The following is a 26145-nucleotide window of genomic DNA, read 5'->3' on the forward strand; positions in this document are numbered from 1 at the left end:
CCATAAAGGTGTGTGTGTCCTTGATACATAAGCGTTGGTTCCAAGCCCTTGTGGCTGCCGTTTTAGTCGTATTACTCATTCTTCTGCTGCATGAAATCAGTTTTTTCTTTGAACCTGTCCTGACATATATCGGTGCAATCGCCGTACCGCTGATCGGAGGAGGGATTCTTTTCTATATATCACGTCCAATTATGCACTTCCTTGAGAAGAACCGCATCCCTCGTGTACTGGCAATTATCATTGTCTTCGCGTTATTCCTGTTTATCGGGTTTCTGATCAGCCGCTTCATCGCTCCGATCGCTCAGGAGCAGTTTACCAGGCTGATCGATAACATTCCTGCAATGGCAAATGCGGTCAGTGATGCTGTCACCTACTGGCAGCAGAATCAGGATATTATTCCGGATGAATTCAATGACACCATCTCAGGATTTGCCGAGAACCTGGAGTCTTATGTTCAAAACGCATCGATGATCATCATCAACTTCATCAGCCAGCTCATCGGTTTTGTGTTTGCTCTCGTATTGATTCCATTCTTCCTTTTCTTCATGTTGAAGGACGGAGATAAGCTCGTACCATTTATTACTCAATTCTTGCCTGAGAAAACAGCTGAAAGCTTCCGTAAACTTTCGGGATCAGTAGACCGGACCTTGAATTCCTTTATTCTCGGGCAGCTTACCGTGAGTATCGTCGTCGGGCTGCTTCTGTTGATCGGCTATTTAATTATAGGGCTGAAATATTCTTTGACACTCTCCTTGTTTGCAATGGCAATGAACGTCATTCCGTTCGTCGGACCATTTCTAGCGGTCATCCCGGCTATTCTGGTTGCCTTTTTCCAGGACCCGATGCTTGCCGTATGGGTAGCTGTCATTACTGTTATCGCCCAACAGCTGGAAGGCAACTTCGTATCTCCTAACGTGATGGGTAAAGCATTAAGCATCCATCCGCTGACAATCATCACACTGATCCTGGCTGCCGGAAGCCTGGCCGGTTTCATCGGGTTATTGTTCGCGATTCCTGCCTATGCCGTCATTAAAACAGTCATCAGCCACTTCTATCATGAGTGGATAGAACGAAAGTCAGAGACAACTTAAGATTCCAGTGAAGCCTGTCGTGCTCTGTGCATGACGGGTTTCCTTTTTGACAGAAAGAGAGGACCATTAAAATGACACATTCTACACAACAGAAGCTATGGACGCTGCCATTCATTTTCCTGATCATTGCCAACCTGTTCACATTCATGAGTTTTCAAATGCTTCTCCCTAACTTACCTCCATACATAGAATCCATTGGTGGAACCAGCCTTCAGGTAGGACTTATCACGACGACCTTCGCCTTTGCTGCAATCATCATCCGGCCGTTCATCGGTCATATGCTCATGACAAGGCCGCGCAAGGTACTCGTCATGGTCGGAGCCGTATCCTTACTGATCATGACCGTATTGTACCCGGTCACTCAGGTTGTCGTCGCACTCCTGATCATCCGATTCATCCACGGAATCGCCTGGGGGTGGTCCACCACCGTCAACGGTACCGCCGCCGTCGACCTCGTACCAAGGCGCAGGGTCGGGGAAGGCATGGGCTATTTCGGATTGTCCGTTACAGTCGGTATGATTATGGCACCCAGTATCGGTATCTTCCTTTATCAGAACTACTCTTTCGATCTCCTCGTGTGGATTTCTGCGGGGCTTGGAGTCATTGCCATCATCCTGTTTGCCTTCACGTCTTTTGTCACACCGGCGCAGGTCTATGAAAATCAAAAAAACCCTCCGAAATTCTCCTTCGTCGGGTCGCTTGTCGAGAAAAAGAGCTGGTATCCAGCGCTTGTCACCATCCTAAACACCTTCGGATACGGTTCTGTCATTACTTATATTGTTATCTTCGGGAATGAGCAGGGACTCAGTGGTACGTTCTTGTTTTATTTCTTTAATGCATTATTCGCCACCCTGTCGCGTCCAATCACCGGAAGGTATTTCGATAAACACGGACCTTGGAAGCTGATTATCGTTTGTTCCGGCCTGTCTTTCATCGCCATGTGGCTCCTTGCATTATCCAACTCGAACGTGGACTTGATCATCGCCGGTTCGTTGTTTGGATTAGGCTACGGCTCCATGATGCCCGCCCTGCAGGCATGGGTTATATCAAAAACGACGACCGAGCGCAGCGGAATCGCCAACGGCATGTATTATTCATCCATCGATTTAGGAATCGGGGCAAGTGCCTTCCTGCTTGGATTCGTTTATCAGTTTGTAGAGACGGCTACCTTATTTAAACTGTCCAGCTTTTTGTTCCTCGTCGTTATGATTCTTACTTTCCTAGACCAACGAAAACAAACGGAACCGTGGCAGGCACCAAGATAGAACAAACAAATGCGGAGGACTGCTGTCCTCCGCATTTTTCAATTCAAAAAGTATAGACGATCGAATCCCCTGCGTGCTTGTATCCGATCCGTTTATATATCGAGTTCGATGTGGGATTGGCCATATCCGTGTAGAGAGAACAGAATCGGTATCCGCTCCGCAAGAGCTTATCCGTTAAGTGCCAGACAGCCTTAGATGCATATCCGTTACGCTTGAATATATCCGGTGTGTACACAGCGTTAATGGTCGCTCCATTCTTCGTCGCTCTTGCTCTTGCCGCCATGGAAACCGGTTCTCCATCTACTTTCCATAAATAGATTTTACGCTCCTCCACCATTTCCGCTGCCAATACTTCTGCACGCTCAGAAATGTTCTTCTCGCCCGTTTCTATACCAAATTGATACATCCATGCCTGCAGAAGCGGCAGATCAGATTCCACAGCCGGCACAAGTTCCCCCGGAGCATCCGCAATGGGTTGCAGATCATCCAGACGATAAATCCCCTGTTCCATATGCAGGGACCCTTTCAATCCTGAAACGTTTTCCCATTCTTCTACAAACCATTGAACAGCACGGCGATCTCCAAGCACGCCGGGAACCTCATAGTTCCCACCATGCAAATAATCGACCAGCTGTTTTATGAAAGGTTTCTCCATGACCTCTGTTGAAGGAAGAATCCATAAGTGCGGCGGTGTCCGGAGTGCTGCATAAACCGGATTTTCTCTTTCTATGACTGTAAGCATATGACAGACCTGATCTGTACCCGTCCGCTTCCTATCTTCAAGGAGGCCAAGCGGCAGATTATTTTGAGCTTCCCCATGCATCAACAGCCCCTCTACTTGATTCAAAAAAGTGACCGGGTCTGTTTCTTTTCGTACAACCATTCCTCTTCCCCCTTTTCTTCTTCCATTGTTTTTTGTTAAAATTCTGAATATGGATAGTTCTTCTATTATACGTCCCGACTAATCATCCAGCAACAACGGAAAGGAGCATGTATGATGACTAAAAAAGAAATACAAGATCAAATCACATTCCTTAAATCCGACTATATCCGTATCCAGGGGGATCTTGATAAACTGGAAGCTGCCGGCGGCAATGTCCGTAATGCCGAAAAGCAGCTGGAGAGGATGGAAGCAGAGCTTAAAGAACTGAACACTAAACTGAAACAGGCAGAAACAACTAAATAAATACAACGAAACAAATGCAAAAAGGTGGAGGGTATAACCCTCCACCTTTTTGCTCTTATTAGTCTTCCTTCTGTTTTTCTTGTTCTTTCCTCTGGTCTTCCAATCGTTCCTGAATCTTCTCGAACTCTTTGCTCGGAGGCATCAAGGAGACGATGATATCCCCATTCTCCGGACGATATTCCATGTCAGGAGTAAAGAAGTCCACTTTCCCCGTCGGACGCTTCACGAAAAGGAGCATGGCATGCTCATCCACATTGTCCCGATAGTTATCAAACGTGTATTGGTCCGTGATGGTGGTCTTACGGAACACATATCCGTTTTCCACCCGAGCATTCATTTCTTCCCATGATGCACCTTCTTCGAACAACACACGCCCGCCGATGGTATGGACTAGGCTTTCCAGATTATCCCCTTCTGCATTGCTCAAGCTCAACTGAAAGCAGTTGTTCCTCCCGAATTCCGGAACAAATGTCGTACAGACCAGCGCATTATAAGAATCCATCTCCGATGCAGCAATTAAATACTCATACGGCGTCATATCTAAATAATATTCCGTCTGTTCGGACAGGATTTCGCCGTGATACGATTCGATCCCCCGAGATCTTGCACGGGAAAGTTTCTGCCAGGAGGAGTCTGTCAAAAGAACCGGAATTTTCAGCTCTTCCAGCACCTTGGCGAGACCTGTAGTAAACGCACTTCCACCTGCAATGAGAACGCCGGGAGGCCCTTCCATAGACAAGCCAAGTTTCTTTGCAAGCCATCCAATGGAGAACCCGTGAGCCACTACCGTTGTAAATACCAGCGCAAACGTAAGGGAAATGAGAATCGAAGCATCTTCAAACCCTGCATCCAATAAAACGCTGGCAAAGTAACTTGCAACGGTCAAAGCAACGATTCCCCTTGGAGCAATCCATCCCACTAACAGTTTTTCAGATTTGGACAACCCCGTTCCTGCTGTAGACAGGAAAATCGACAACGGCCGGACGACGAACAACATCAAAATAACGAACCCGATAATTTGCAGATTAAATATTTCAAGCAGCGTATCTACCGTTAAAGAAGCCGTCAACATGACAAAGATTGTCGATATTAACAGCAGGGAAATATTCTCTTTGAAATGCCGCATATCTGCAATGGATGATATATGCATATTGGCAAGAGTCATCCCCATAGCCGTCACGGATAGAAGCCCTGTTTCATGCATGATCTCATCAGCGATGGTAAAGCATGCAATAACGATCGTGAAGACGACTGGTGATTTCAGAAATTCCGGTACATAACCGGTTTCAAACATCCACCCTGTCCCTTTCCCACATACCCAGCCGAGAAAGACAGCGAATGCGGAAGCTGCAAAGAATAGAAGAAGAGATGTAGGGCTCGCACTTTCCTCCATAAAGAACACGATGAATTCGAATGCAAAGACTGCGAGCAGTGCTCCGATCGGATCCACGATAATTCCTTCCCACTTGAGAATCTTTGCCGGTCTGGGTTTTAATTTCGCCTGCCTGAGCAATGGCAGGATGACGGTTGGTCCTGTTACGATAAATAACCCGCCGATCGTGAAAGCGACTGCCCACGATAGTCCGGCAACATAGTGGGCTGCCAGAGAACCTAAGATCCAGCTCAGGAAGGCTCCTAATGTAACAATTCGAAACACCGGCTTTCCAAGCCCCTTCACTTCTTTGAAGTCAAGGTTCAAACTTCCTTCAAAAAGAATGACAGCTACCGCCAAAGAGATAATCGGACTGTACAACTCACCAAAATCCTGTTCCGGATTCATTAACCCGAATACCGGACCTGCAAGCAGCCCCGCAATCGACATAACAACGATGGCTGGAAGGCGAAACCTCCAAGCCACCCATTGGGAACCGATACCTAGAAAACCTATTAACATGAATTGAAGTAACAGCGAATCCACCATAGAATAAACTCCTTTATATTATGAATGTGTATATGTACCTTTTTTTCTTATTTTTATATAGAACACATTCTATCGACCTCCCCCTCGTCTGTAAACCAAGAAGGGGCGCTCCCTAAATCCTTCCTGAATATAGGAAAATCATACCGTCATGGAAATCATAACCTTTTAAATTTTCTAATAAATCGTTGACATAATTTTTTGAAATTGATAGTATTACTCCGGTGAATGAAGAAAATTGATTGTTTTTGTCGAAAAATTCGTTTAAAGTACCATAGTGTGCCTCGCTCTTGCCGTGGATAAGAGCGGTTTTTTTACGCAAAATATAGAGACATCTAAGAGGAGGAGCAAGTTTATGAAAGCAAAAGATACCATTGTGATCGGGTTTACTTTGTTTGCTCTATTTTTCGGTGCCGGAAACTTAATATACCCCATTTCCTTAGGGTTTGAATCAGGTACTTCTTATATTCCCGCAATCATTGGTTTCGTAATCACCGGGGTAGGCCTGCCTATAGTCACAATTGCAGCCATTTCACTCGTTAAGAATGGAGCCGTCCAGCTCGCAGGTAGACTGCACCCTACATTCGGTCTGTTGTTCACCTCTATGGTTTATCTTGTGATCGGTCCATTTTTCGCTATTCCAAGAGCTGCCAACGTAGCTTTCGAAACAGGAGTCGCTCCATTTACGAATGGTGCTTCTTATGCCTTGTTGGTGTTCACCGTTATATTCTTTTCCTTGGTCTACATCGTTGCCCGAAACCCATCCAAGCTGGTGGACCGTGTGGGACAGATCTTGACACCCATGCTTTTCCTGGCAATTTTAGGATTAGTTATCGGCAGCTTTTTCTTATTGGATGGTCCCATACAACCGCCTGAACCAAAGTATGCAGAGCAGCCTTTTTTCTCCGGTTTTGTTGAAGGTTATTTAACGATGGATGCTATCGCTTCGCTTGCTTTCGGTTTGATTGTCGTGTCATCCTTCCGCGAGCGCGGGGTAACGAAACCGAGGGAAATTACTTATCGTACATTGAAAGCCGGACTGGTGACAGCCATTGGTTTAATCGCTGTGTACGTTTCCATTGGATGGATTGGTGCCCGGATGGCTACAGAAGGAACGTATGAGAACGGAAGTGCCATTCTTTCCGGCGCTGCTACCATTATGTTTGGAGATCTTGGTACCATCCTGCTCGGTGTCATTGTAGGACTTGCATGTTTCACGACATGTGTCGGATTAAACGTTGCCTGCGCACAGTTCTTCTCCAACCGGATCAAAGGATTGTCTTATACACAGATCAACCTGCTCGTTACGCTGCTCAGCTTTGCGATTGCTAATATCGGACTGAATCAAATTATTGCCTATTCTGTTCCTGTACTTGTTTTCGTTTACCCGATTACTATCGTTCTAGTCGCTCTTACCTTTATGGGAAAACTGTTCCAGCACTCCCCTTATGTGTACAGAGGTGCTGTTCTATTTACAGCTATTATTGGACTGTATGACGGACTGAAAGCTTTTGGGACGGACGTTTCTCTGCTGGAACCCATCATCAGCCACCTGCCGTTTTACGATTTCAGTTTGGCCTGGATCGTGCCGGCAATTGTCGGAGGATTAATCGGCTTGATCATTCATTCGATTAAAGGACAACCGAACCACAAGGAAAGCTACCAGAATTAACAGCTTACTTAAAATCCCTCTTCATACAGAAGAGGGATTTTTTCTTTATTATTGATGCAGAAGCGTGACGCTTACTTTCACATCAAGGCTCTGCCCGCCTCCACGATATACTCCTTGGAGAGGACTGACATCTGCATAGTCCCGCCCTGTTCCAATTCGGATATGTTGTTCGAGAGCTTCCACATTGTTCGTCGGGTCAAGGCCAACCCAACCGATGCCGGGTACCATCACTTCCACCCAGGCATGTGTCGCTGCATCTCCTACCAGCGCCGAGTCTTCACCTACGTATAAGTATCCGCTGACGTATCTGGAAGGTATCCCCTGGGAACGAAGCACACCGAGCATCACGTGGGCATAATCCTGACAGACTCCCGCTTTCAGCGGCCAGGACTCATGCGCTTTTGTACTCACTTCTGTGGTCATAGTGTCATAGGAAATAGATTGATGCAGGTATTCCATCAGACGCAGCGAGAATCGCACGGGGTCTTCCGCACCGCCTACCTCCTTCATAATATCTTCCACTTGGTTCTTATATAAGAAAGTGTATGGCGTATCGTTTAAATAAGCCAGGTAATGGTGATGGAACAATTCCGAATGGAAAATCTCTCTCATTTCATCCGAACAGGTGATCATTCGGATGAAAGGACTTTTTTGAATGCTGACAGTTGAACTCGTCTTCAGCATTAAGTGGTCGTGTTTCTCCGGGATGAAGAATGTCTCTACATGGTTCCCCCATAAGTCGATATGTTCTTTCGTCATGGACCCCGGAGTGATCTCCGTCCGATAGGTCAGCAACCGTTGGCATTCATCGGTTCTCGGCTTTAACCGGATGTGGTTCATACTTTGATCCACAGGGCTGTCGTATTGAAATGTATTGGTATGTTCTATGTGGTATTTCATCTGTATTCCTCCCGTATGTGTCTACTTCACACGAATAGGTTCTATGAGGTAATATGTCTCTGAAAACATTCGACTGAATGTGAGACAACGATCTTGGAAATGATCAAGAAAATGCATCAGCTGTTCCATATCCATCTCTTCGATATTCGTTTGTTGGATTTCGTTTTGTATCACTTCAAGCATTTCGAATAAGTCCGCAGAATAATGAGATATCTTTCCATCTTCTAAATTTTCAATTGCTTCACAGACATGGTTCATGCAGTAACGGATCGAACGGGGGAACGTCTCCTCCTGAATCATGAAACGCAGCACACTTTTGGAGTCCATGGTAGGTGGATGCTCCTTAATATAGGCGTCATATCCGTTTAAGAACTGCAAGGCTGTCAGCCAATAATAATAGGTAGCCGTATCGACCGTCGACTCTTTTCTGTTCTTCTCACAGGTGACGTTCAAAAGCCGTGCCGTTTTTTCCGCCCTCTCCAGCCATTTTCCAATTTTAATGAATGTATAAGGAATTCCACGTGTCATACTGGACTCGATAACTCCTTGAGCCGTCATCGATGTATTTACTACATTCTTCAAGTAACTTTGCGTATGCTGTCTTGTATTCGGTAGTTCCTGCCAATCCTTTTGATTGAGATGGAACTCATTTAACACTTCCCAGAGCTCCCCCGGCAGGTTGTCCCTGGTTATACGTGCATTTTCCCGTGCATAATTCATGCAATTGATTAAGGAATTCATATTGATCGGACTGATGGTTAAGTATTCCAGAAGCGTCTCACTGTCGAGTCGCTCATAAGTATCATAGTAATCCGCTTTAGAGGAACAGATTTCAAGTACCTCTTCCCAATCACGATCCGCTGTCTCCTGACTGGTTGCTTCCAGCGAATGGATGAGCTGGACGCTGAGAACACGCGCATTGTTTTCCGCCCTTTCCAAATTACGTGACATCCAATAAAGAGAATCTGCTACTCTGCTAAGCATGGACACCACCACCCTCTGTCATAATCCATGTGTCTTTACCGCCGCCACCCTGAGAAGAGTTCACAACAAGCGATCCTTCTTTTAAAGCAACCCGCGACAGACCTCCCGGCAGGACGTTGGTTTTCCGCCCGTTCATGACAAAGACCCTTAGATCGACGTGGCATGGGTAGAAACGTCCCCCCTGGTATGCAGGGGCTCTGGAAAGCTTGATCGTCGGCTGGGCGATATACTGATTAGGGTGCTCGATGATTTTGCGACGGAATTCTTCCTGCTCCTCTTCGCTCGATTGTGGACCAATCAGCATGTCATAGCCTCCTGAGGCACCGACATTTTTAATGACCAGTTCATCGATATGATCTAAAACGTAACTCAGACGTTCCGGATCACTAAGAAAATAGGTTTCTACATTCGGGATGATTGGTTCTTCATCCAGATAGAAACGAATCATTTCCGGCACATAAACATACATGGCTTTATCGTCTGCTACCCCGTTTCCAATCCCGTTCAGAATCGAAACATTCCCCTTCCTGTAGGCTCGAAGCAACCCCGGAACTCCTAAAGCAGAATCCGGCCGGAAGGCTTCCGGATCGAGAAAATCGTCGTCAATACGACGGTATATAATATCGACCCGCTGCAGCCCCCTGATCGTCTTCATATACACTACATCATCTTTCACCGTTAAGTCCCGGCCTTCGACGAGGTCGATTCCCATTTGCTGCGCGAGGAAAACATGGTCATAATAGGCGGAGTTATATGTACCAGGTGTCAGCAGGACAGCCTTTGGTTCTTTGTCTTGTAGAGCATTTTCCGGCACATGACTGATGACAGCCTGATGCAGCTCGGAAATCTGGTGCTCCAGTGTCTCGATGGCATGCTGGAAGAACAGCTCCGGATACACCTGTCTCATGACGTAACGGTTTTGGAATACGTAGGACATCCCGGATGGGTTCCGGAGGTTATCCTCAAGAACACGATAGTCCCCGTTCTCATCACGAATTAAATCAACACCGGCAAGAAAAATGTGGTTATTCAGAGGAATGGATAACCCACCCGCTTGTTCCTTATAGTAATAGGGGTTGTTCTCTATTAATTCTTTCGGAACGATTCCAGCTTCAACAATCCTCTGATCATTATAGACATCTTCAAGAAAGTGGTTCAGGGCTTTCATCCTCTGCACCATCCCGCGCTCGATCTTCTCCCAATCTTCTCTGGGAATAATGATGGGAACGAAATCGAACGGCATCGTCCGCTCCGTCCCGCCTGTGTGGTTGTAAACAGTAAACGTAATACCCTTTCTGAGAAAATTCATCTGGGCCGTTTCATGTTTGTTCATAAGTTCACGTTCGGAGAACTGCTGTACGAGTTGATAGAACCATTGATAGTGCTGTTTTGGCCCTCCATCCGAATGCATCATTTCGTCAAAATATACCCCGGTCTTATAATTTATAAGCACACCACTTCTCCTCCAATTCTGCTTCTTTAAAAGCCTTTACCCTTAGTTTACTGCAGGTACACAAAAATTGTAAGAAAATTCGAAAATAATGCATCCTCTATTTTATGTAATCGCTTTATAATAACTGACCAAAAAAGTGTCCCTTCGCTTTATCAAAGGGACATAAAAAGTGGTCTATTTCATTTTAATAACAATTTTTCCTTTGGCATGGTGCGTCTCACTTAATTTATGAGCCTCCCGCAATCCTTCACCGGAAAAGTCGAAGGTGTGGCCGATGACGGAGACAAGGCTTCCTTCCTCCATGAACTGCGCTAACTTCGCCAATTGTTCACCACTTGGTTCCAGCCATACAGACCCCGCTTTTACCCCGTGTTTCTCAGCAAGCTTTTCATCAGGAGGCTGAACGATGGAAGGCATTCGCCCTCCTTTTTTCAATACAGCGAAGCTCTTCTCCTGAATTTCTCCACCTAATGTATCAACGACGATATCGAAATCATGAAGTACCTCCGAGAAGTCCTCTTCTTTATAATTGATAAACCGGTCAACACCCAGCTTCTTGACCCAATCCTTATTCTTACCGCTGGCAGTGGCTGCAACATACGCTCCCATTTTTTTTGCAATCTGTACCGCGTAATGTCCGACTCCGCCGGATCCAGCATGAACAAGTACCTTGTCCCCTTCCTTTATATCCGCGAAGTCAACGAGGCACTGCCATGCAGTCAGCCCTGCCAACGGAACCGCAGCAGCTTCTTCAAACCCGATCCCATCAGGAAGATGTGCCAGAAGGTGCTCATCGACGGTCGTATACTCCGCATACGTGCCGAGCCTTGTCGTATCCGGCCGTGCAAAAACGCGATCTCCTGTTTTAAAGCCACGGACGTCTTCGCCCGTCTCCTTAATAATTCCTGCGACGTCCCATCCAAGAATTATCGGAAAGTCAAAATCAAGCATTTCTTTCAAATATCCTTCGCGCAGCTTCCAGTCGATTGGATTGATGGACGTCGCGTGGACTTCCACCACCACTTGATTAGCAGCCGGTTCGGGATTCGGCATTTCCTTCTCTATCAATTCATTTCTATTTCCGTACTGTTCGATAACAACCGCTTTCATGCAGCGATCACTCCTTTTGTTTGTGCTTTACCCGTGTAGTTTTCCCCACAGAACCAGCTTGAAACATGATAAGATGGAGGCACGAATGATTACAAATAAAGGATGATCCAAATGATGCAGCAAGCGGAAAAAATACTACAGCAATATTACGGCTATTCCTCTTTCCGGCCAGGGCAGGAAGAAGTAATTCAACATGTCCTTCATGGGCATAACACGCTCGCAGTCATGCCGACAGGCGGAGGGAAGTCACTCTGCTATCAAATCCCCGGGCTCACACTAGATGGTACTGCCGTGATCATCTCCCCTCTCATTTCATTGATGAAGGACCAGGTCGACGCTCTCCTATCCTATGGAGTACCGGCGACTTACATCAACAGCTCCCTCTCCGCACGAGAACAGCAGGAACGCATGACTGCCATCCGGCAAGGAAGATATTCTTTTGTGTACGTCGCACCGGAGCGGATGGAAGCACCGGATTTCCTTAATCTACTTTCCTCCATCCCGCTGTCCTTGATCGCTTTCGACGAGGCCCACTGCATATCGCAATGGGGACATGACTTCCGCCCAAGCTACCGATCGATCGTCCCTACTCTCCGTACCATACCGAACCTCCCGGTGGTCATGGCATTGACAGCTACGGCCACGAAAGAAGTAATCGAAGATATTAAGCGCCTCATCGATGTGCCGGAAGAAGCCGTCGTCAACACAGGTTTTGCCCGTGAAAACCTATCCTTCCGGGTCATCAAAGGACGCGATAAGCGTGACTTCGTTGAAACATATTTGCAGAAAGTTCCGGAGGATGCCGGCATCATTTATACCGCTACTCGTAAAGATGCTGACCAACTGCATACATACTTATCGGAAAAGGGGTATGCTTCCGGGAAGTATCATGCTGGGATGACGGAGAACCAGCGCAGACAGACACAGATGGATTTTGTCCAGGACAAGGTGACCACCATGGTGGCTACGAACGCTTTTGGAATGGGGATTGATAAATCCAACGTCCGTTACGTGATCCACTACTCCATGCCGATGAATATTGAATCGTATTATCAGGAAGCCGGTCGTGCCGGTCGGGATGGAGAACCGGGAGACTGCGTTCTGCTTTTCACCAGTCAGGATATCAACCTCCAGCGCTTTTTGATTGATCAGTCTCCTTCTGAAAAGAAGCGGACAGCTGAATACGATAAACTTCAGGCTATGATTAATTACTGCCACACCCACACGTGCCTGCAGCAATATATCCTTGACTATTTCGACAATCCGGTACCTGTGGAGCCATGCGGAAAATGTTCGAACTGTATGCATGAAGGGCAGAAGACGGATATGACGAAAGAAGCTCAAATGGTGCTGTCCTGTGTGAAGAGGATGGGGGAACGGTTCGGTGCCTCCCTTACCGCGAAGGTGCTTCGGGGATCGAAGGACCAAAAAGTAAAGCAGTTTCGTTTCGATTCCTTGTCTACCTATGGAATCATGTCCAACTATACGGAAAAAGAATTGACGCGCTTTATTCATTTTCTCACCGCAGAAGGTTATCTGTACCCCGGTTCCGGCCGTTACCCAACCTTACAGCTAACCCAGGAGGCTAAGAAAGTAATTAAAGGAGAAGAACCTGTAATCATGCTGGTGGAAGCCGTCGTCACAAAAACGAAGGCTGATTACAACGTAGAATACTTTGAAGAATTACGCCGTTTACGCAAGCAGATAGCCGAACAAGAATCCCTGCCGCCTTATGTCATTTTCTCTGATGCGACTTTGAAGGACTTGACCGCTTATCTCCCGGAAACGAAAGATAACATGTTGAAGATAAAAGGTATCGGGGAACAGAAATATCAGAAATACGGGGAAGCATTTCTTGAAATGATTCAGCCATGGGCAAAAGCCGCGGCGGATAAGCCACGGCCTGCCTCCTCTTCCCCCTCTGCTCCTTTAAAGAGAGACCCAGGTGACGATCGACCGAGTCACATCATCAGTTACGAGATGTGGAAACTCGAGGAACAGACGCCAAAGGAGATAGCTGAAGCCAGGGGCATGAGTCAACTTACCATTGAGAGCCATTTGTTCCGTGCAGCCAAGGAAGGCTATGATATCAACTGGCCAAGCTGGTTTGATGAGCAACAGGAGACCTCTGTACTGGAAGCCTATGAACAATTGGAGGATAAGAAGCTTAAACCTTTAAAAGACATGCTTCCGGACACTTACAGCTATTCTGCCATCAAAGCTGTTTTAGTTAAACACGATTTAGTATAAAAGGAGGAACCCGAAATGACAAAGCATCTATGGACGTTGGACGCCGTTCGGCAGTTGGACCAAGAAGATCCGATGAAGCACTTCAAGAAAGAGTTTTACTTGAAGGACAGCAGCTATTACATGGATGGAAACTCACTGGGCCTGCTTTCCAAACGGGCAGAACAATCGTTGTTTACGTCACTGGAGGATTGGAAGACCTCGGGGATTGATGGATGGACGGAAGCGAAAGAGCCGTGGTTCTATTTGTCGGAGAAGCTGGGAGACGAGACGGCTCCCCTCATTGGAGCAAAGCCGCATCAGGTTATTAACACCGGCTCCATTACGACCAATCTCCACCAACTGCTGGCCACTTTCTACAACCCGGCAGGTAAAAGAACAAAAATTCTTGCAGATACCTTGAATTTCCCATCCGATATCTATGCTCTGAAAAGCCAAATCAAACTTCGGGATTTAGACCCGGCACAAGAGTTAGTACAGATTCAAAGCAAAGATGGTTACACGCTGGAGGAGACGCACATCATCAATCAAATGGGAGAGGATATTGCTCTGTTGCTGCTGCCTTCTGTCCTGTACCGCAGCGGTCAGCTTCTGGATATCCAAAGGATTACAGAAGCAGCGCACAAACATGGCATCATCGTCGGTTTCGACCTGGCTCATTCCATCGGCTCTGTTCCGCACTCCCTTGATGAATGGGGAGTCGATTTTGCCGTTTGGTGTACGTATAAATACTTGAACAGCGGACCAGGAGGTGTCGGCGGTTTATATGTCAACGAACGTCATTTAGGCAGGAGTCCCGGCCTTGCCGGGTGGTTCAGCTCTAATAAACAGAAACAGTTCGACATGGAACACGAACTGACGCCTGCTGAAGATGCCGGTGCTTTCCAGATTGGAACCCCGCACATTTTGAGCTCCGCCCCGCTTCTTGGTTCCTTGGAGCTTTTTCACGAAGCTGGTATAGACACTATACGGACTAAATCATTAAAGCTGACGCGGCTTTTTATGGACCTCATCCATCAAGAGCTTTCCGGGAAAGGCTTCCGTATCGCCAATCCTATGGAAGATGAACGGCGAGGCGGCCATATCTGTCTTCTGCACAAAGAGGCAGCAAGTATATGCCAAGCATTGAAAGTAGAAGGAGTCACCCCGGATTTCCGGGCACCAGATGTTATCCGACTCGCTCCGATCGCTTTCTACACATCCTTCGAAGATGTATTTACAGTGGTACAGGTATTGAAAGACATTATGGACCAAGACAAGCATAAGCAATATAAAAACGAGCGTGGAATCATAGCATAAGGAGGCAGAAACATGAAACTTATCGATATCAGCATGCCCCTGCATGAAGGAACCCCGCCATGGCCGGGAGATACGCCTTTTCACTATGAGCATACATTTACGATGAAAGAAACAGGTTCTGTTAATGTCGGTCAATTCCAGGCAAGCAACCATATCGGAACCCATGTGGACGCGCCTTACCATTATGACTCCAATGGGTGGAGAATTGCTGAAGTCCCATTGGAGAGATATATCGGTGATGCTTTAGTCCTCTCCCTTCCGGATAAAGATAGAATTCAAGCGAAAGATTTGGAAGGCATCGACCTGACAGCCGTAACGAAGGTGATACTCCAAACAAAGAGTTGGAAAGACCGCACTACATTCCCGAATACCTACACCACCATCGGCGAAGATCTAGCTCCCTTGCTTCGGGAACACGGCATCGATTTGATCGGCGTGGATACGCCCTCTGTCGATACGGAAAAAAGCAAAGCTTTACCTGGTCATCATTCCTTATATGCTAACGACATTCTCATCCTCGAAGGTCTGCAATTGGATCACGTTTCTCCTGGATTTTATGAACTCATGGCTTTTCCGTTGAAAATGGAGGACGGCGATGGGAGTCCGGTACGTGCTGTGTTGCGAGAAAAATAATTCTCCATAAAAAAAGCTTAGAGCCCATGCTCTAAGCTTTTTTCCTTTTATTGATTCACTTTACCTTAAGAAAGAGTGGATAGGGTGATACGACGACAGCCTCTCCTTCCCCTTCCAAAGTCATTTCCTATTTGTTTTTTGCTCGAAGGCCAGTTGTTTAGCGACCTTAGGAGCAAGCCACAGCATTGGAAGCAGCAAAATGGAAACAGGTACAGCGGTGACAACAATAAAGTTCTGCAACTGCGTAATTCCGCTGTCTCCTGTTACCAACAAGATCACTGCGATTGCGCCCATCAGAACCGCCCAAAAGACACGAACCCATTTCTTAGGGTCCCCCTGTCCTGTGACAGCCATAGCAATGGTATAAGACATGGAATCTGTTGTGGTCACGACGAAAAGAATCGTCAATACCAAAAACAATGGTGAAATGATAGTCGCCAGAGGGAACTGCTCCGTGATGGCAAACATAGCCGCCGGGTTCCCCCCGGCCTCCAACGCTTCTGAAATTGATCCTGGATTACTTAACTCAAAGGAAATCCCGGAACCGCCCAGCACGGTGAACCAGAAGGTAGAAATAATCGGTGCGAAAATAGAAACGGCTATAATAATGTCACGAATCGTCCGTCCTCTGGAAATTCTACTTACGAGAATAGCCATCATCGGTCCGTACCCAATGAACCATCCCCAGAAGAATACGGTCCAGCTGGACAACCATCCTTCATCTCCCCGATACATACTCATCGGAACAAATTGATCGATATAATAGCCGAAAGCTGAAAGAAAATGATTGATGATAAACCCGCCCGGTCCAAAGATAACGATGAAGATCATCAAACCTAACGCGAGCCGGACATTGAAATTACTCAGGAACTGAATTCCCTTATGCAATCCTGTTACTGCGGAGATAGTCGCAACCAGCACCACGGCCAATATGATAGTGAACTGTGTGCCGAATTCATCCGGGATTCCGAAAATGGCCTGCAAACCATAACTCGCTTGTAACCCCAAGAAGCCTAACGGACCAACTGTGCCGGCAGCAACCGCAATGACAGAGAACGCGTCGATTACGGTACCAAGCCAGCTGTTTCGCAGCTTTTCACCGAAAATAGGGTAAAGAAGGGTACGAGGTTTCATCGGCATTCCTTTATGGTAGTGGCCATACATCATAACGATAGCACTGATCGTTCCTAGAATAGCCCATGCGAGAAAACCCCAGTGCATGAAACTTTGTGCCAAAGCTGGATCGACAGCTGCTTCCGTACCTGCTTCCACCCCGGCTTGGGATGGCGGAACCGTCAGGAAATGCCACATCGGCTCGGCCGCCGCCCAGAAAACACCGCCGCCCGCCAGAAGGGTAGCCATAATGATAGAAAGCCATTGATATAAACCGAGCTCGGGCTTCTCCCTGTTTCCCATCTTTACCTTTCCATATTTAGAGAAACCAAGCCAAAGGCCCACAAAGAACGTAGCTAACATAAGTACCTGCCAGAAGGCACCGAAGTATTTTGCTGACCATGCAAAGCTCTCATTTACGATTAGTTCGATCAAATCAATATCGATTAAGGCAAAAATTACGAATAGTACCAGCAGTCCGCCGCTGATCGCAAATACCGGCCAATCGATTCCATTTGTTTGTTTATTTTTCATGATTCTCTCCTTCATAGTAACTCTTAGTTGTTTTAAGCACAGTGGACCACTTTAACATCAAGGGATTCGGATGTAAAGAAACAGTTTACTCCTATCGTTTGGTAATATTCCCCTGATGTTGCATTATATCCTGACAACTCCATGAGAAAAAGGTCACGCTTCCGTGACCTTTTTTCATTCTGATTCGTCATATTCAATTTCTTTATCTTTGTGTCTTCTTTGACACTCTTTGCAAAGCTTCATTTCCTGTTCCTGCTTGCTCGTCAAAAGTGTTCCACAGCTGCTGCATTTGTCAAACTCATTAGGGTTCGCCTGGAATCCCGGGAGTTCATGTTCTGGACCTGGCATTTACATCGCTCCTTTCCTTTCTTATTCCCTTACTCCACGTTTTCAATCAGCCGAAACTTCTTTCGCTGCCATTAAACCGGAGAGTGTGACACCGAGGGTGCCTGCCCCCGGGAATACCGTATCGCCACATTGATGAACACCGTCGATACCTGTACGGACCGAATAGCTCTTCAACCAGCTGTATCTCCCATCCGGTGCATATCCTCCAACTTTTCCTTCCTTTCTTCTCAGCCACTTATGAAAAGTCAATGGTGTACCCGGCAGGACAATATCCAACCCTTCCGCGAATCCCGGGAAGTAGTGTTCCACCGTCTGAAGCATCCGGTTTTTCATGGTTTCTTTATGTTCTTCATACTCCTCCGCCTGCCACCACTGCTCCAACTCCGTATGGGTCGATATGGTAAGAGACCGCTTCCCTTCAGGCGCCATGCTCTTATCTGACGGATCGGAAAGGGATAAGAGGAACTGCCCTCCGTCATGCAGTTCCTCCGGCCGTTCCGGATCGATGAACTGATGATACAGCACATCTGTATTTAGGAATACAGATGTGTCGATCCCGGCATGTATAATAAAAGCCCCCCATGCCTCCCGCTGCACTTCCTTTGTCTTCTTAATATAGGTCTGTTTCAGAAGCTCTTCTGATAACGTATCATGGAGATTATGGACCGAATTGTTAAGGATGATTTCTTTCGCCTGAAATACTTTATTGCGTTTGGAATGAAGAAGGAACATTCCCGCTTCCTTCTCTACCCGATGTACAGGGTGGCGCATATAAATCTCTCCCCCGCCGCTCTTGATATATTCGGAAAGCTGTTCTGCTATCGTTGCAAGCCCTCCATGAACGGCGTAGGCACCTTTATGAAACGTCTGGAGAGCTGCACAACCAAGAAAGGCCGGACAATACTCTACGCTTGTCTGTACACTGTCCATCAGCTCTCCATTAAGAAACGTCCGAAACAGCTGGTGGCGTTCCAATCCATATTTCTTCAATCGATCTTCGACTGTCTGGTTCAGGAACGGAAGCAGACGCAAAGAAGACCGGTCCACCATCGGCAGCAGGTTTTTAACATCTTTCCATGTCCGGGGCGGAAATATTGGAAGCTTGTCTATTAAACGGTCGACAAGGGCACCGACGTAGAAGATTTCATCATAAAAAGCTTGAATAGCCGCGGACTTCTCCGGAAAGTGAAGCTCGATCTCTTCATACCACGCTTGTCTGTCCCGATAATAGTGAATGGTTCGATCAGGCATGTGGATATCCATGATCGTATCCAGTGTGGTCATAACAGGAACCTCGAGACCAAGCTCGTCATACAATTGATCAAATACACCTCCCGGTTCAAAACCCATTCCGACCGTTGCACCTGATTGGAAACGGTAGCCTTGACGGTCAAATTTCCCGGCACTTCCTCCCAGCTCATTGGAGGCTTCAAAGACAGCGACCTTTCGTCCTCGCTTCACAAGGGACGCAGCAGCTGCCAAACCACCGAACCCCGCTCCAACTATGGCTGCATCATACATCACCTTCACCTCCATTTCTTCTGTTTTCCCCCTGAACCCCCGTTTCAATACCTTCTATGCTCTGTCTGACGATAATAAAGGAAAAAAGAAGACTTTCCTCCACATGGGAACGTCTAACAATCAGAAAGGAGAGTGAAATTTGGTGATGGAACGGAAGGAGCCTTCCTTCACACGTGATGAAGCCATTGAATTCGTGATGATGGAATACGGCGAAATGTTAAAACGGATGATATATACATATGTGAAAAATCACCACACCACAGACGATCTGTTTCAAGAGGTACTCCTGCTGGTTTATAGGAAATGGGATCGTTTTGATGGTCGTTCACAGTTAAAGACGTGGGTGATGCGGATTGCTATCAACCGCTGCAAGGATTTTCTTCGGTCTCCTTTCCAGAGAATGAAGCTCATGAAAGATCAATGGTTGGAACAGACGGATCCTAAACAGTTGGAGGACGTTGTCTTACAGAAAGAGCAGTGGGAAGAAATTGCAGAAGCAATCCTGAATATGCCTGTTAAATACCGGGAAGTTATGATTCTTACGTTTCATCAACACCTGACACAAAAAGAAATCGCAGAAGTGACCGGCATCCCCTTATCCACTGTAAAGACGAGAAAGCAGCGCGCAAGAGAAATGCTGAAGGAAAAGCTCATAGAAGGAGAGTGGACCCTTGAATAATAAGAAGAAGATCCAAGAGGCTCTTGATAATAGAATCAGTGAAAAGCCGTTATTTACGGATAGAGACCGCCGTAGGTTTTACGAAGGAAGAAAAAGGAAACATTTACGGTCGACTATTGTTCCTCGCCTGCTGACGGCTTTGCTTGCCGTTCTATTCTTATCAGGGACCATCTATTACGTGCAGTCCAGCAACCTCTTTGAACAAACCGCGTCTCCGGAGCAGAGCAAACCAGAGTCAGAAACGGAGCCATTGGTATCCGTTAAAGAACCGAAGCTTACACAGGAAGCGTTTCTGGAAGAATTCAAGCAGGTTATCCTTACCAACCCTCTCCCGGAGAATATGCAAGACGTCTTGGATAAGTACGGAAGTGGAGAAACGTTACCAAAAGTGGGTGTGGAAGAAAACGCGACCTATACCTATGCTTATCATTGGAAGGAAGACAATGACGGCATTGCAGAATCCTGGTCGCCGAAGCGCACGCCGGACCTCGAGGATTATCAAAATGGCGAGATCGACGTGTTCCTTGAAATAGACATCCCCTCCTTTGACGTCAGTCCTTTGGTAAAGATCTCCACCCTCTCAGAAGATGGAAAGCACGTAACGATTGAGACGTTCTACTCTAATCCTACAGACCATGCCTTCAAAACTTTTGAGGATGATCAAGAGCCATTGGAAATAAACGATCTGCTGTTACGATCGATCGCCCGTGATTTGAATAAGAAGCCGGAGGAAATTACGAAAGCAGACTTGATGAACCTTCAGGAATTAACAATTAATGCATCTCATTTAGACAGCACTTATGTTGTGGATGAAAATGAAGAGGTCTTTGAAGCGATGCAGTCGCTCCGCGTCTTGAAACTCAATCATGCAGTCATCCCGGGATATCTGCTGAAGCACCTCCCCATATTGGAACAGGTCACCATCATCGGTGAGACCGTCACTGACTTAAGTTCCATGCAGGAAGGGATGCAGCATGTCCAATATTTAAATATTGCAAGTTCCTCTTTCAAGGGGACAGTAGATGATCTTTTAAAACTGAAATCTCTGACCATCGTCCGACTCGACCCCACCGTCGTTCCAAACTATGAGGAACTCCAATTCGAAGGCATTGATGTACGCTGGTAACAAAAAAAGGAAGCTGAAATATCAGCTTCCTTTTTCTATCTTATTATTCGAAAGTAAGAGCCCAGCTTCCTTTACGGATCACTGGTTCTGTTGTTCCATCTGCAAGAACGCCGTCGACGTCCAACTCAGCAGAACCCATCATGAAATCAACGTGGGAGAGGCTGTGATTGATCCCGTTCTTATCAAGCTCCTCTTCACTCATGGATGAACCGCCGGTCATGTTTGTTGGATATGCTTTTCCAAGCGCCAAGTGACAGGAGGCATTCTCATCATACAATGTGTTGTAGAAGATGAGTCCCGACTGGGAAATCGGAGATTCATGCGGCACCAATGCCAGCTCCCCCAGACGACGGGAACCTTCATCCGTATCAAGAAGGTGTTTCAATGTTTCTTCTCCTTCTTCGGCTGAAAAATCGACGACTTTCCCTTCTTTAAAGGTCAGTTTAAATCGATCGATGACGTTCCCGCCATAGTTCAACGGCTTTGTGCTTGAGACCGTACCTTCTACTTCATATTTATGAGGCGCGGTGAACACTTCTTCTGTCGGCATGTTAGGGTTAAACGGAATCTCTTCTCCTTCTGTCTGTGCAGGACCGCCTTTCCAAACGTGCCCCTCCGGTAGACCGACAGCAAGGTCCGTACCCGGTGCCTTATAAATCAGCTTCTTATACTGCTTCTTATTCAGGAATTTACGGGCCTTGATCAATGTTTTATTGTGCTCTGCCCACGCTTCATTAGGATCCTCACGATCGACGCGGACGATGCTGAAGATTTGTTCCCAAAGTTTCTCAACCGCTGTATCCTCTTCTTCCCCCGGGAAGATCTTTTGTGCCCAGGCAGGTACAGGAATACTTACAATCGACCACGGAATACGGTCATTCATCGTGTAGGAACGGAAAGTAGACATCGCTTCTGCCCCGGCTTTGTTCGCCGCTGCAATTTTCTCTCCGTCTATTCCTTTAAGAAGATCCGGATCAGTAGAACGAATCGATAGTACTGCCGCCCCCTGCTCTGCAAAGTAGGTGAACTTCTGCTGCTGCCATTCCGGAACGTCAGATAACGTCTCTTTATCCGCATGTTCATATTTCATACGCGTCAGTGCGTCGTCAGACCAGTTAATATGTACATTCTTCGCACCAAGCTCAAAAGCTTTACGTGCTACAATACGGGTGAATTCTGCACCTTCAATAGTAGAGTTAATCATTAGCAGCTGGCCTTTTTGCAGGTTCACACCTGTTCGTAAAGCAAGATCTGCATATTTCTCTAATTTCTCAACACTAGGCATTTTCATTGAATTTTCCTCCAATTCAGTTTCCTTGTATCCGAATACATTATTTCATATTATAACCAGAACCACAAAAAAGGAGACTCGGCCAATCCGAGTCCCCCGGTTATCAGTCTTCCATTCCTTCCACAATGAGCGACAATTCTTCCCACCGCTCCATTTTCGTTTCCAACTCTGTTTCCGCCTTTTGCTGCTCGGAAGATAGTTCCTGCACTCTGTCATAGTTGGTTGCTTCCGCTGCAAGCTGATGATTTAAATCTTCCAGCTTCGTCTCCAATTCAGCAATTTCATCTTCAATCGTTTCCCATTCCTGTTTTTCTTTATAGGAGAGCTTTCTTTTACGGTTGGATCGGCGCGTTTCTTCCTGCAGGGAGGCTTTTTTCTCCACTTGAGCCTTTTGTTCTGTTTCCTTTTTCAATTCCAGGTATTCCGTATAATTACCATAAAATTTGCGCACAAAGCCTCCATCCTCGAAAGCGAGCAGCTTATCGACAACCCGATCAAGGAAATAACGGTCGTGGGATACAGTCACGACAACCCCAGGAAAATGCTCGAGATACTCTTCCAGGACACTGAGCGTTTCCGTATCCAAGTCATTGGTCGGTTCATCAAGAAACAAGACGTTCGGTTCACTCATCAGCACACGCAGCAAATACAACCGTCGTCGCTCTCCACCGGATAAACGTTTGATATACGTCCATTGCTGAGGTCTCGGGAACAAAAAACGCTCAAGCATTTGTTCTGCGGTAATTTCCGTTCCGTCCGCCGTACGGATAACCTCTGCCACTTCTTTAATGTATTCAATTACCTTAAGGCTTTCATCTAATTCTCCATGATCCTGCGTATAATAACCGATTTTTACGGTGGTCCCTGTTTTCACAACACCTCTGTAGGGCTGCAGGCGATCCGCCATGACGTTCAACAACGTCGTTTTACCGGAGCCGTTAGGGCCGATGATGCCCAGTCTTTCCCCCGGAACGATAAGGTAGTCGAGATTCTCAAACAGTTTCTGACCCTCATACTGATAGGTCACCCCTTGCAACTCGATAACCTGATCTCCCAGTCTTGTGGAGCCGATTGCCATATCCACTTCTTCTTTCTGTGTATGGAACGTTTCTTCTTTCATGGATTCGACTCGTTGAATACGCGCTTTCTGTTTCGTCGATCTCGCCTTTACACCAGCCCTCAGCCAGGCAAGTTCACGTCTCAGTGTGTTTTGATGCTTTTGCTCCGCCTGCCGTTCCCACTCTTCTCTCTCTGCCTTCTTCTCAAGGAAAGTCTGATAATTCCCTTCATAGGTGTAAAGCCTGCCTTTATCCAATTCATAAATCAAATTGGTCACCCGATTCAGGAAGTACCGATCGTGGGTGACGATCATCAACGCACCTCGATATGACGCAAGGAACTCTTCCAGCCATTCAATCGTTTCGTTATCAAGGTGGTTGGTCGGCTCATCCAATAGAAGCAGATCTGCCGGTTGTATCAATGCTTTGGCGATGGCCACCCTTTTTCTCTGGCCACCGGACAGCTCACCGATCTGCTTGTCGAAATAATCGACGCCTAATTTGGAAAGGATCGTCTTCGCCGCTGTATTCGCTTCCCAGGCGTTCTTCTCCTCCATGTGCTGCTGCACACGGAACAACTGCTCTTGAACATCCGTGTCCTCTGGATCTGCCGAGAGTTCCAGCAGCACTTTCTCATACTGCCTCATCGCGACCATAATTTCTGCATTTCCCTCATAAATCTGTTCAAGGACGGTTTTCTTTTCATCCAATTCAGGATCTTGAGGCAGGTATTCCACACGAAAATCCTTTGCGTGGTCCATATCCCCCGCGTCCACGCTGTCCATCCCGGCTAGAATCTTCAACAGTGTCGATTTCCCTGTTCCGTTGACACCGATCAAGCCGATACGCTGTTGATTAGCTATGGTGAAAGAAATGTGATCGAAGAGATCTTTATCTCCATAACTTTTGGTTAACTCATTCACTGATAGTAAGCTCATTCCGCTCATCCCTTTAACATAATCTGCATTCATCATATCACATCTATTGGTTTCTTTCGCTTGCCCGGCGCCAGGCCATAACGCGTCTCCAAAAAGAAAACTGCTCTGATTGATCATCAGAGCAGTTCCTGTACTTCCATCCTATTTATGAACCATGTTCGTGTTCTCTCTTCCAATATTCCATACCGTCTACATCAGGAAGATGATCCTGGTAGAAGACCGGGTCCTTACCGGCTTTCCGCTGTTTACGATAGTCATTCAATGCAGCATAAGCAACAGGTGCCAAGCGGAAGATAGCATAAAGGTTGATCAAAGCCATAATTCCCATCATTAAGTCCGCTAATGCCCAAACAAGGCCGAATTCAGCAATAGCACCGAACATGACCATCGCTAGTACTGCGATACGATAAACGAAGATATTTACTTTGCTTGTCTTGATAAAGTCCATGTTCGTTTCACCATAATAATAATTTCCAATGATAGAACTGAAAGCGAACAAGAGAATAGCAACCGCGATGAAGATGGCTGCCCACGCACCAAGTTCCGATTCAAAAGCAGCCTGTGTCAATTGAATACCGTCTAGGTCCGTATTGGCGTAGTCTCCCGCGAACAGGATGATGACAGCTGTCGCACTACAGATTAGCAGGGTATCTGTAAAGACACCCAACGTCTGAATCAACCCCTGCTTAACCGGGTGAGACACCTCTGCCGTAGCAGCAGCGTTTGGCGCACTACCCATCCCAGCTTCGTTCGAGAAGAGTCCACGCTTAATCCCAATCAGAATCATACCTCCAAAGGTTCCACCGGCAACTTCCCTGAAACCGAAGGCTCCTGCAAAGATCTGTCCAATCATATTCGGTACTTGGCCAAGATTCATGATAAGCACGTACCCAGCAAGAATAATATAGAAGATAGCCATGATTGGAATAATGATTTGTGTAACTTGTGCGATCCGATTCAGACCACCGAAGATGATCAACGCGACAGCCAAGGTCAAAATACCACCCATCAACCATTTACCGATATCGAATGAATTTTCAAACGCAAGGCGAATGGTATTGGATTGCACAGAGCTGAATACAAGACCGTATGTAAACGTTATCGTAATAGCGAAGACTATACCCAGCGTCCTGTTCTTAAGCCCTTTCTCAATATAATAGGCAGGACCGCCTCGATATTGGTTTTTATCCGGAACTTTATACACCTGAGCTAACGTACTCTCAATGAAGCTGGATGCTCCACCCAGAATCGCAACAATCCACATCCAAAATACTGCACCAGGTCCACCGATGGTAATTGCCGCAGCCACACCAGCAAGGTTACCTGTACCAACCCGTGATGCTGTACTGATAGCAAATGCCTGAAAAGGCGATGTTCCTTTCTTCCCTTCCGCAGAAATGGATCGTTTATCGAATAACACGCGGAACATTTCCGGAATATAACGGAATTGAATAAATTTCAACTTAATAGAGAACCACAAACCTACTCCGAGCAATGCCACAACAAGGATGGTTCCCCACATCCAATCGTTTAAGAACGATAGAACTGCTTCCATACCATTCACCTCTTTTGTAATTTTTAAAATTCATTTAGTTTCCAGTTATTAACACTTTCCCGATTAAATCTTTTTAAAAACTTCGAAAAGTGACAACTTGTTTATCATATCATATATGTTAGGTTTTCTTCCATAACTCTTTACAAGATAGAAAAGAGTAAAAATTGCTATTGACATCTCTTTGATAATCCTTATCATTAAGATAGAAAAGAGATTGATAATGA

21 protein-coding genes are annotated in these 26145 nt (G+C 46.4%); 9 read left to right on the top strand and 12 right to left on the bottom strand.

Features of this window, described 5'->3' with window-relative positions:
* The first annotated feature begins 20 nt into the window (after positions 1–20).
* Together AXG56_RS12870 and AXG56_RS12875 are read left to right on the top strand one after the other, a co-directional pair.
* Positions 21–1091, top strand: a complete 1071-nt coding sequence (locus AXG56_RS12870) for an AI-2E family transporter (RefSeq protein WP_008637847.1) — start codon at positions 21–23, stop codon at positions 1089–1091.
* 71 nt (positions 1092–1162) lie between these two features.
* Complete coding sequence (locus AXG56_RS12875; protein ID WP_062514910.1) at positions 1163–2356, top strand: MFS transporter; 1194 nt, start codon at positions 1163–1165, stop codon at positions 2354–2356.
* Between the two features lie 43 nt (positions 2357–2399).
* Here AXG56_RS12875 and AXG56_RS12880 read toward each other — a convergent pair whose 3' ends face one another.
* Positions 2400–3239 carry a GNAT family N-acetyltransferase gene (locus tag AXG56_RS12880; RefSeq protein ID WP_026577829.1) on the bottom strand — a complete coding sequence of 280 codons (840 nt, stop codon included), beginning with the start codon at positions 3237–3239 and terminating at the stop codon, positions 2400–2402.
* A 114-nt stretch (positions 3240–3353) separates the two neighbouring features.
* Here AXG56_RS12880 and AXG56_RS12885 point away from each other — a divergent pair, with 114 nt between their 5' ends.
* On the top strand, positions 3354–3542 hold the full coding sequence (locus AXG56_RS12885) for an SE1832 family protein (RefSeq protein WP_008637851.1): 189 nt from the start codon (positions 3354–3356) through the stop codon (positions 3540–3542).
* Between the two features lie 58 nt (positions 3543–3600).
* Here AXG56_RS12885 and AXG56_RS12890 read toward each other — a convergent pair whose 3' ends face one another.
* On the bottom strand, positions 3601–5463 hold the full coding sequence (locus tag AXG56_RS12890) for a sodium:proton antiporter (protein WP_008637852.1): 1863 nt from the start codon (positions 5461–5463) through the stop codon (positions 3601–3603).
* Positions 5464–5815: 352 nt separating this feature from the next.
* Between AXG56_RS12890 and brnQ the strand changes: the two genes are divergently transcribed.
* On the top strand, positions 5816–7132 hold the full coding sequence (gene brnQ, locus AXG56_RS12895) for a branched-chain amino acid transport system II carrier protein (protein ID WP_008637853.1): 1317 nt from the start codon (positions 5816–5818) through the stop codon (positions 7130–7132).
* 48 nt (positions 7133–7180) lie between these two features.
* On the opposite strand, the gene AXG56_RS19775 is transcribed toward brnQ, so the two are convergent.
* The 4 genes from AXG56_RS19775 to AXG56_RS12915 all read right to left on the bottom strand — a co-directional run bounded on the left by AXG56_RS19775 (position 7181) and on the right by AXG56_RS12915 (position 11579).
* Positions 7181–8032 carry a transglutaminase family protein gene (locus AXG56_RS19775; RefSeq protein ID WP_008635011.1) on the bottom strand — a complete coding sequence of 284 codons (852 nt, stop codon included), beginning with the start codon at positions 8030–8032 and terminating at the stop codon, positions 7181–7183.
* A gap of 21 nt (positions 8033–8053) precedes the next feature.
* The gene (locus tag AXG56_RS19780; RefSeq protein ID WP_008635009.1) at positions 8054–9016 is read right to left on the bottom strand and encodes an alpha-E domain-containing protein; all 963 of its coding nucleotides are present in this window, start codon (positions 9014–9016) and stop codon (positions 8054–8056) included.
* Positions 9009–10469: a circularly permuted type 2 ATP-grasp protein gene (locus AXG56_RS12910; protein WP_008635006.1), complete on the bottom strand. Its 1461-nt coding sequence runs from the start codon at positions 10467–10469 to the stop codon at positions 9009–9011. The genes AXG56_RS19780 and AXG56_RS12910 overlap by 8 nt, the downstream gene beginning before the upstream one ends.
* 174 nt (positions 10470–10643) lie before the next feature.
* Positions 10644–11579: an NADP-dependent oxidoreductase gene (locus tag AXG56_RS12915; RefSeq protein ID WP_026577827.1), complete on the bottom strand. Its 936-nt coding sequence runs from the start codon at positions 11577–11579 to the stop codon at positions 10644–10646.
* A 111-nt stretch (positions 11580–11690) separates the two neighbouring features.
* Between AXG56_RS12915 and recQ the strand changes: the two genes are divergently transcribed.
* From recQ to kynB, 3 genes are read left to right on the top strand one after another with little or no spacing between them, the layout of a single operon-like run.
* Positions 11691–13829 (top strand): DNA helicase RecQ, encoded by a 2139-nt coding sequence (gene recQ / locus AXG56_RS12920; RefSeq protein WP_062514912.1) that lies wholly within the window; start codon positions 11691–11693, stop codon positions 13827–13829.
* Positions 13830–13844: 15 nt separating this feature from the next.
* Complete coding sequence (kynU, locus tag AXG56_RS12925; RefSeq protein ID WP_062514914.1) at positions 13845–15125, top strand: kynureninase; 1281 nt, start codon at positions 13845–13847, stop codon at positions 15123–15125.
* Positions 15126–15137: 12 nt separating this feature from the next.
* On the top strand, positions 15138–15758 hold the full coding sequence (gene kynB / locus AXG56_RS12930) for an arylformamidase (RefSeq protein ID WP_062514916.1): 621 nt from the start codon (positions 15138–15140) through the stop codon (positions 15756–15758).
* Between the two features lie 120 nt (positions 15759–15878).
* On the opposite strand, the gene AXG56_RS12935 is transcribed toward kynB, so the two are convergent.
* From AXG56_RS12935 to AXG56_RS12940, 3 genes are all read right to left on the bottom strand, one after another.
* On the bottom strand, positions 15879–17405 hold the full coding sequence (locus AXG56_RS12935; protein ID WP_008634995.1) for a BCCT family transporter: 1527 nt from the start codon (positions 17403–17405) through the stop codon (positions 15879–15881).
* Positions 17406–17579: 174 nt separating this feature from the next.
* On the bottom strand, positions 17580–17753 hold the full coding sequence (locus AXG56_RS19680; RefSeq protein WP_008634993.1) for a hypothetical protein: 174 nt from the start codon (positions 17751–17753) through the stop codon (positions 17580–17582).
* A gap of 42 nt (positions 17754–17795) precedes the next feature.
* Positions 17796–19289, bottom strand: coding sequence for an NAD(P)/FAD-dependent oxidoreductase (locus tag AXG56_RS12940; protein WP_008634992.1), 1494 nt, complete (start codon positions 19287–19289; stop codon positions 17796–17798).
* Positions 19290–19419: 130 nt separating this feature from the next.
* On the opposite strand from AXG56_RS12940, the gene AXG56_RS12945 reads away from it, so the two are divergent.
* Together AXG56_RS12945 and AXG56_RS12950 are read left to right on the top strand one after the other, a co-directional pair.
* On the top strand, positions 19420–19953 hold the full coding sequence (locus AXG56_RS12945) for a sigma-70 family RNA polymerase sigma factor (RefSeq protein ID WP_026577822.1): 534 nt from the start codon (positions 19420–19422) through the stop codon (positions 19951–19953).
* On the top strand, positions 19946–21079 hold the full coding sequence (locus AXG56_RS12950; protein ID WP_062514918.1) for a hypothetical protein: 1134 nt from the start codon (positions 19946–19948) through the stop codon (positions 21077–21079). Before AXG56_RS12945 ends, AXG56_RS12950 begins: the two co-directional genes overlap by 8 nt.
* A gap of 43 nt (positions 21080–21122) precedes the next feature.
* Here the strand turns inward: AXG56_RS12950 and AXG56_RS12955 are convergent, their stop codons facing one another.
* The 3 genes from AXG56_RS12955 to AXG56_RS12965 all read right to left on the bottom strand — a co-directional run bounded on the left by AXG56_RS12955 (position 21123) and on the right by AXG56_RS12965 (position 25921).
* On the bottom strand, positions 21123–22370 hold the full coding sequence (locus AXG56_RS12955) for an aminopeptidase (protein WP_081694888.1): 1248 nt from the start codon (positions 22368–22370) through the stop codon (positions 21123–21125).
* Between the two features lie 103 nt (positions 22371–22473).
* Positions 22474–24366 (bottom strand): ABC-F family ATP-binding cassette domain-containing protein, encoded by a 1893-nt coding sequence (locus tag AXG56_RS12960; protein ID WP_026577819.1) that lies wholly within the window; start codon positions 24364–24366, stop codon positions 22474–22476.
* Positions 24367–24511: 145 nt separating this feature from the next.
* Positions 24512–25921 (bottom strand): sodium:alanine symporter family protein, encoded by a 1410-nt coding sequence (locus AXG56_RS12965; protein WP_008634984.1) that lies wholly within the window; start codon positions 25919–25921, stop codon positions 24512–24514.
* Between the last annotated feature and the right edge of the window lie 224 nt (positions 25922–26145).

This window comes from Halobacillus sp. KGW1, assembly GCF_001592845.1.
GTDB lineage: Bacteria > Bacillota > Bacilli > Bacillales > Halobacillaceae > Halobacillus.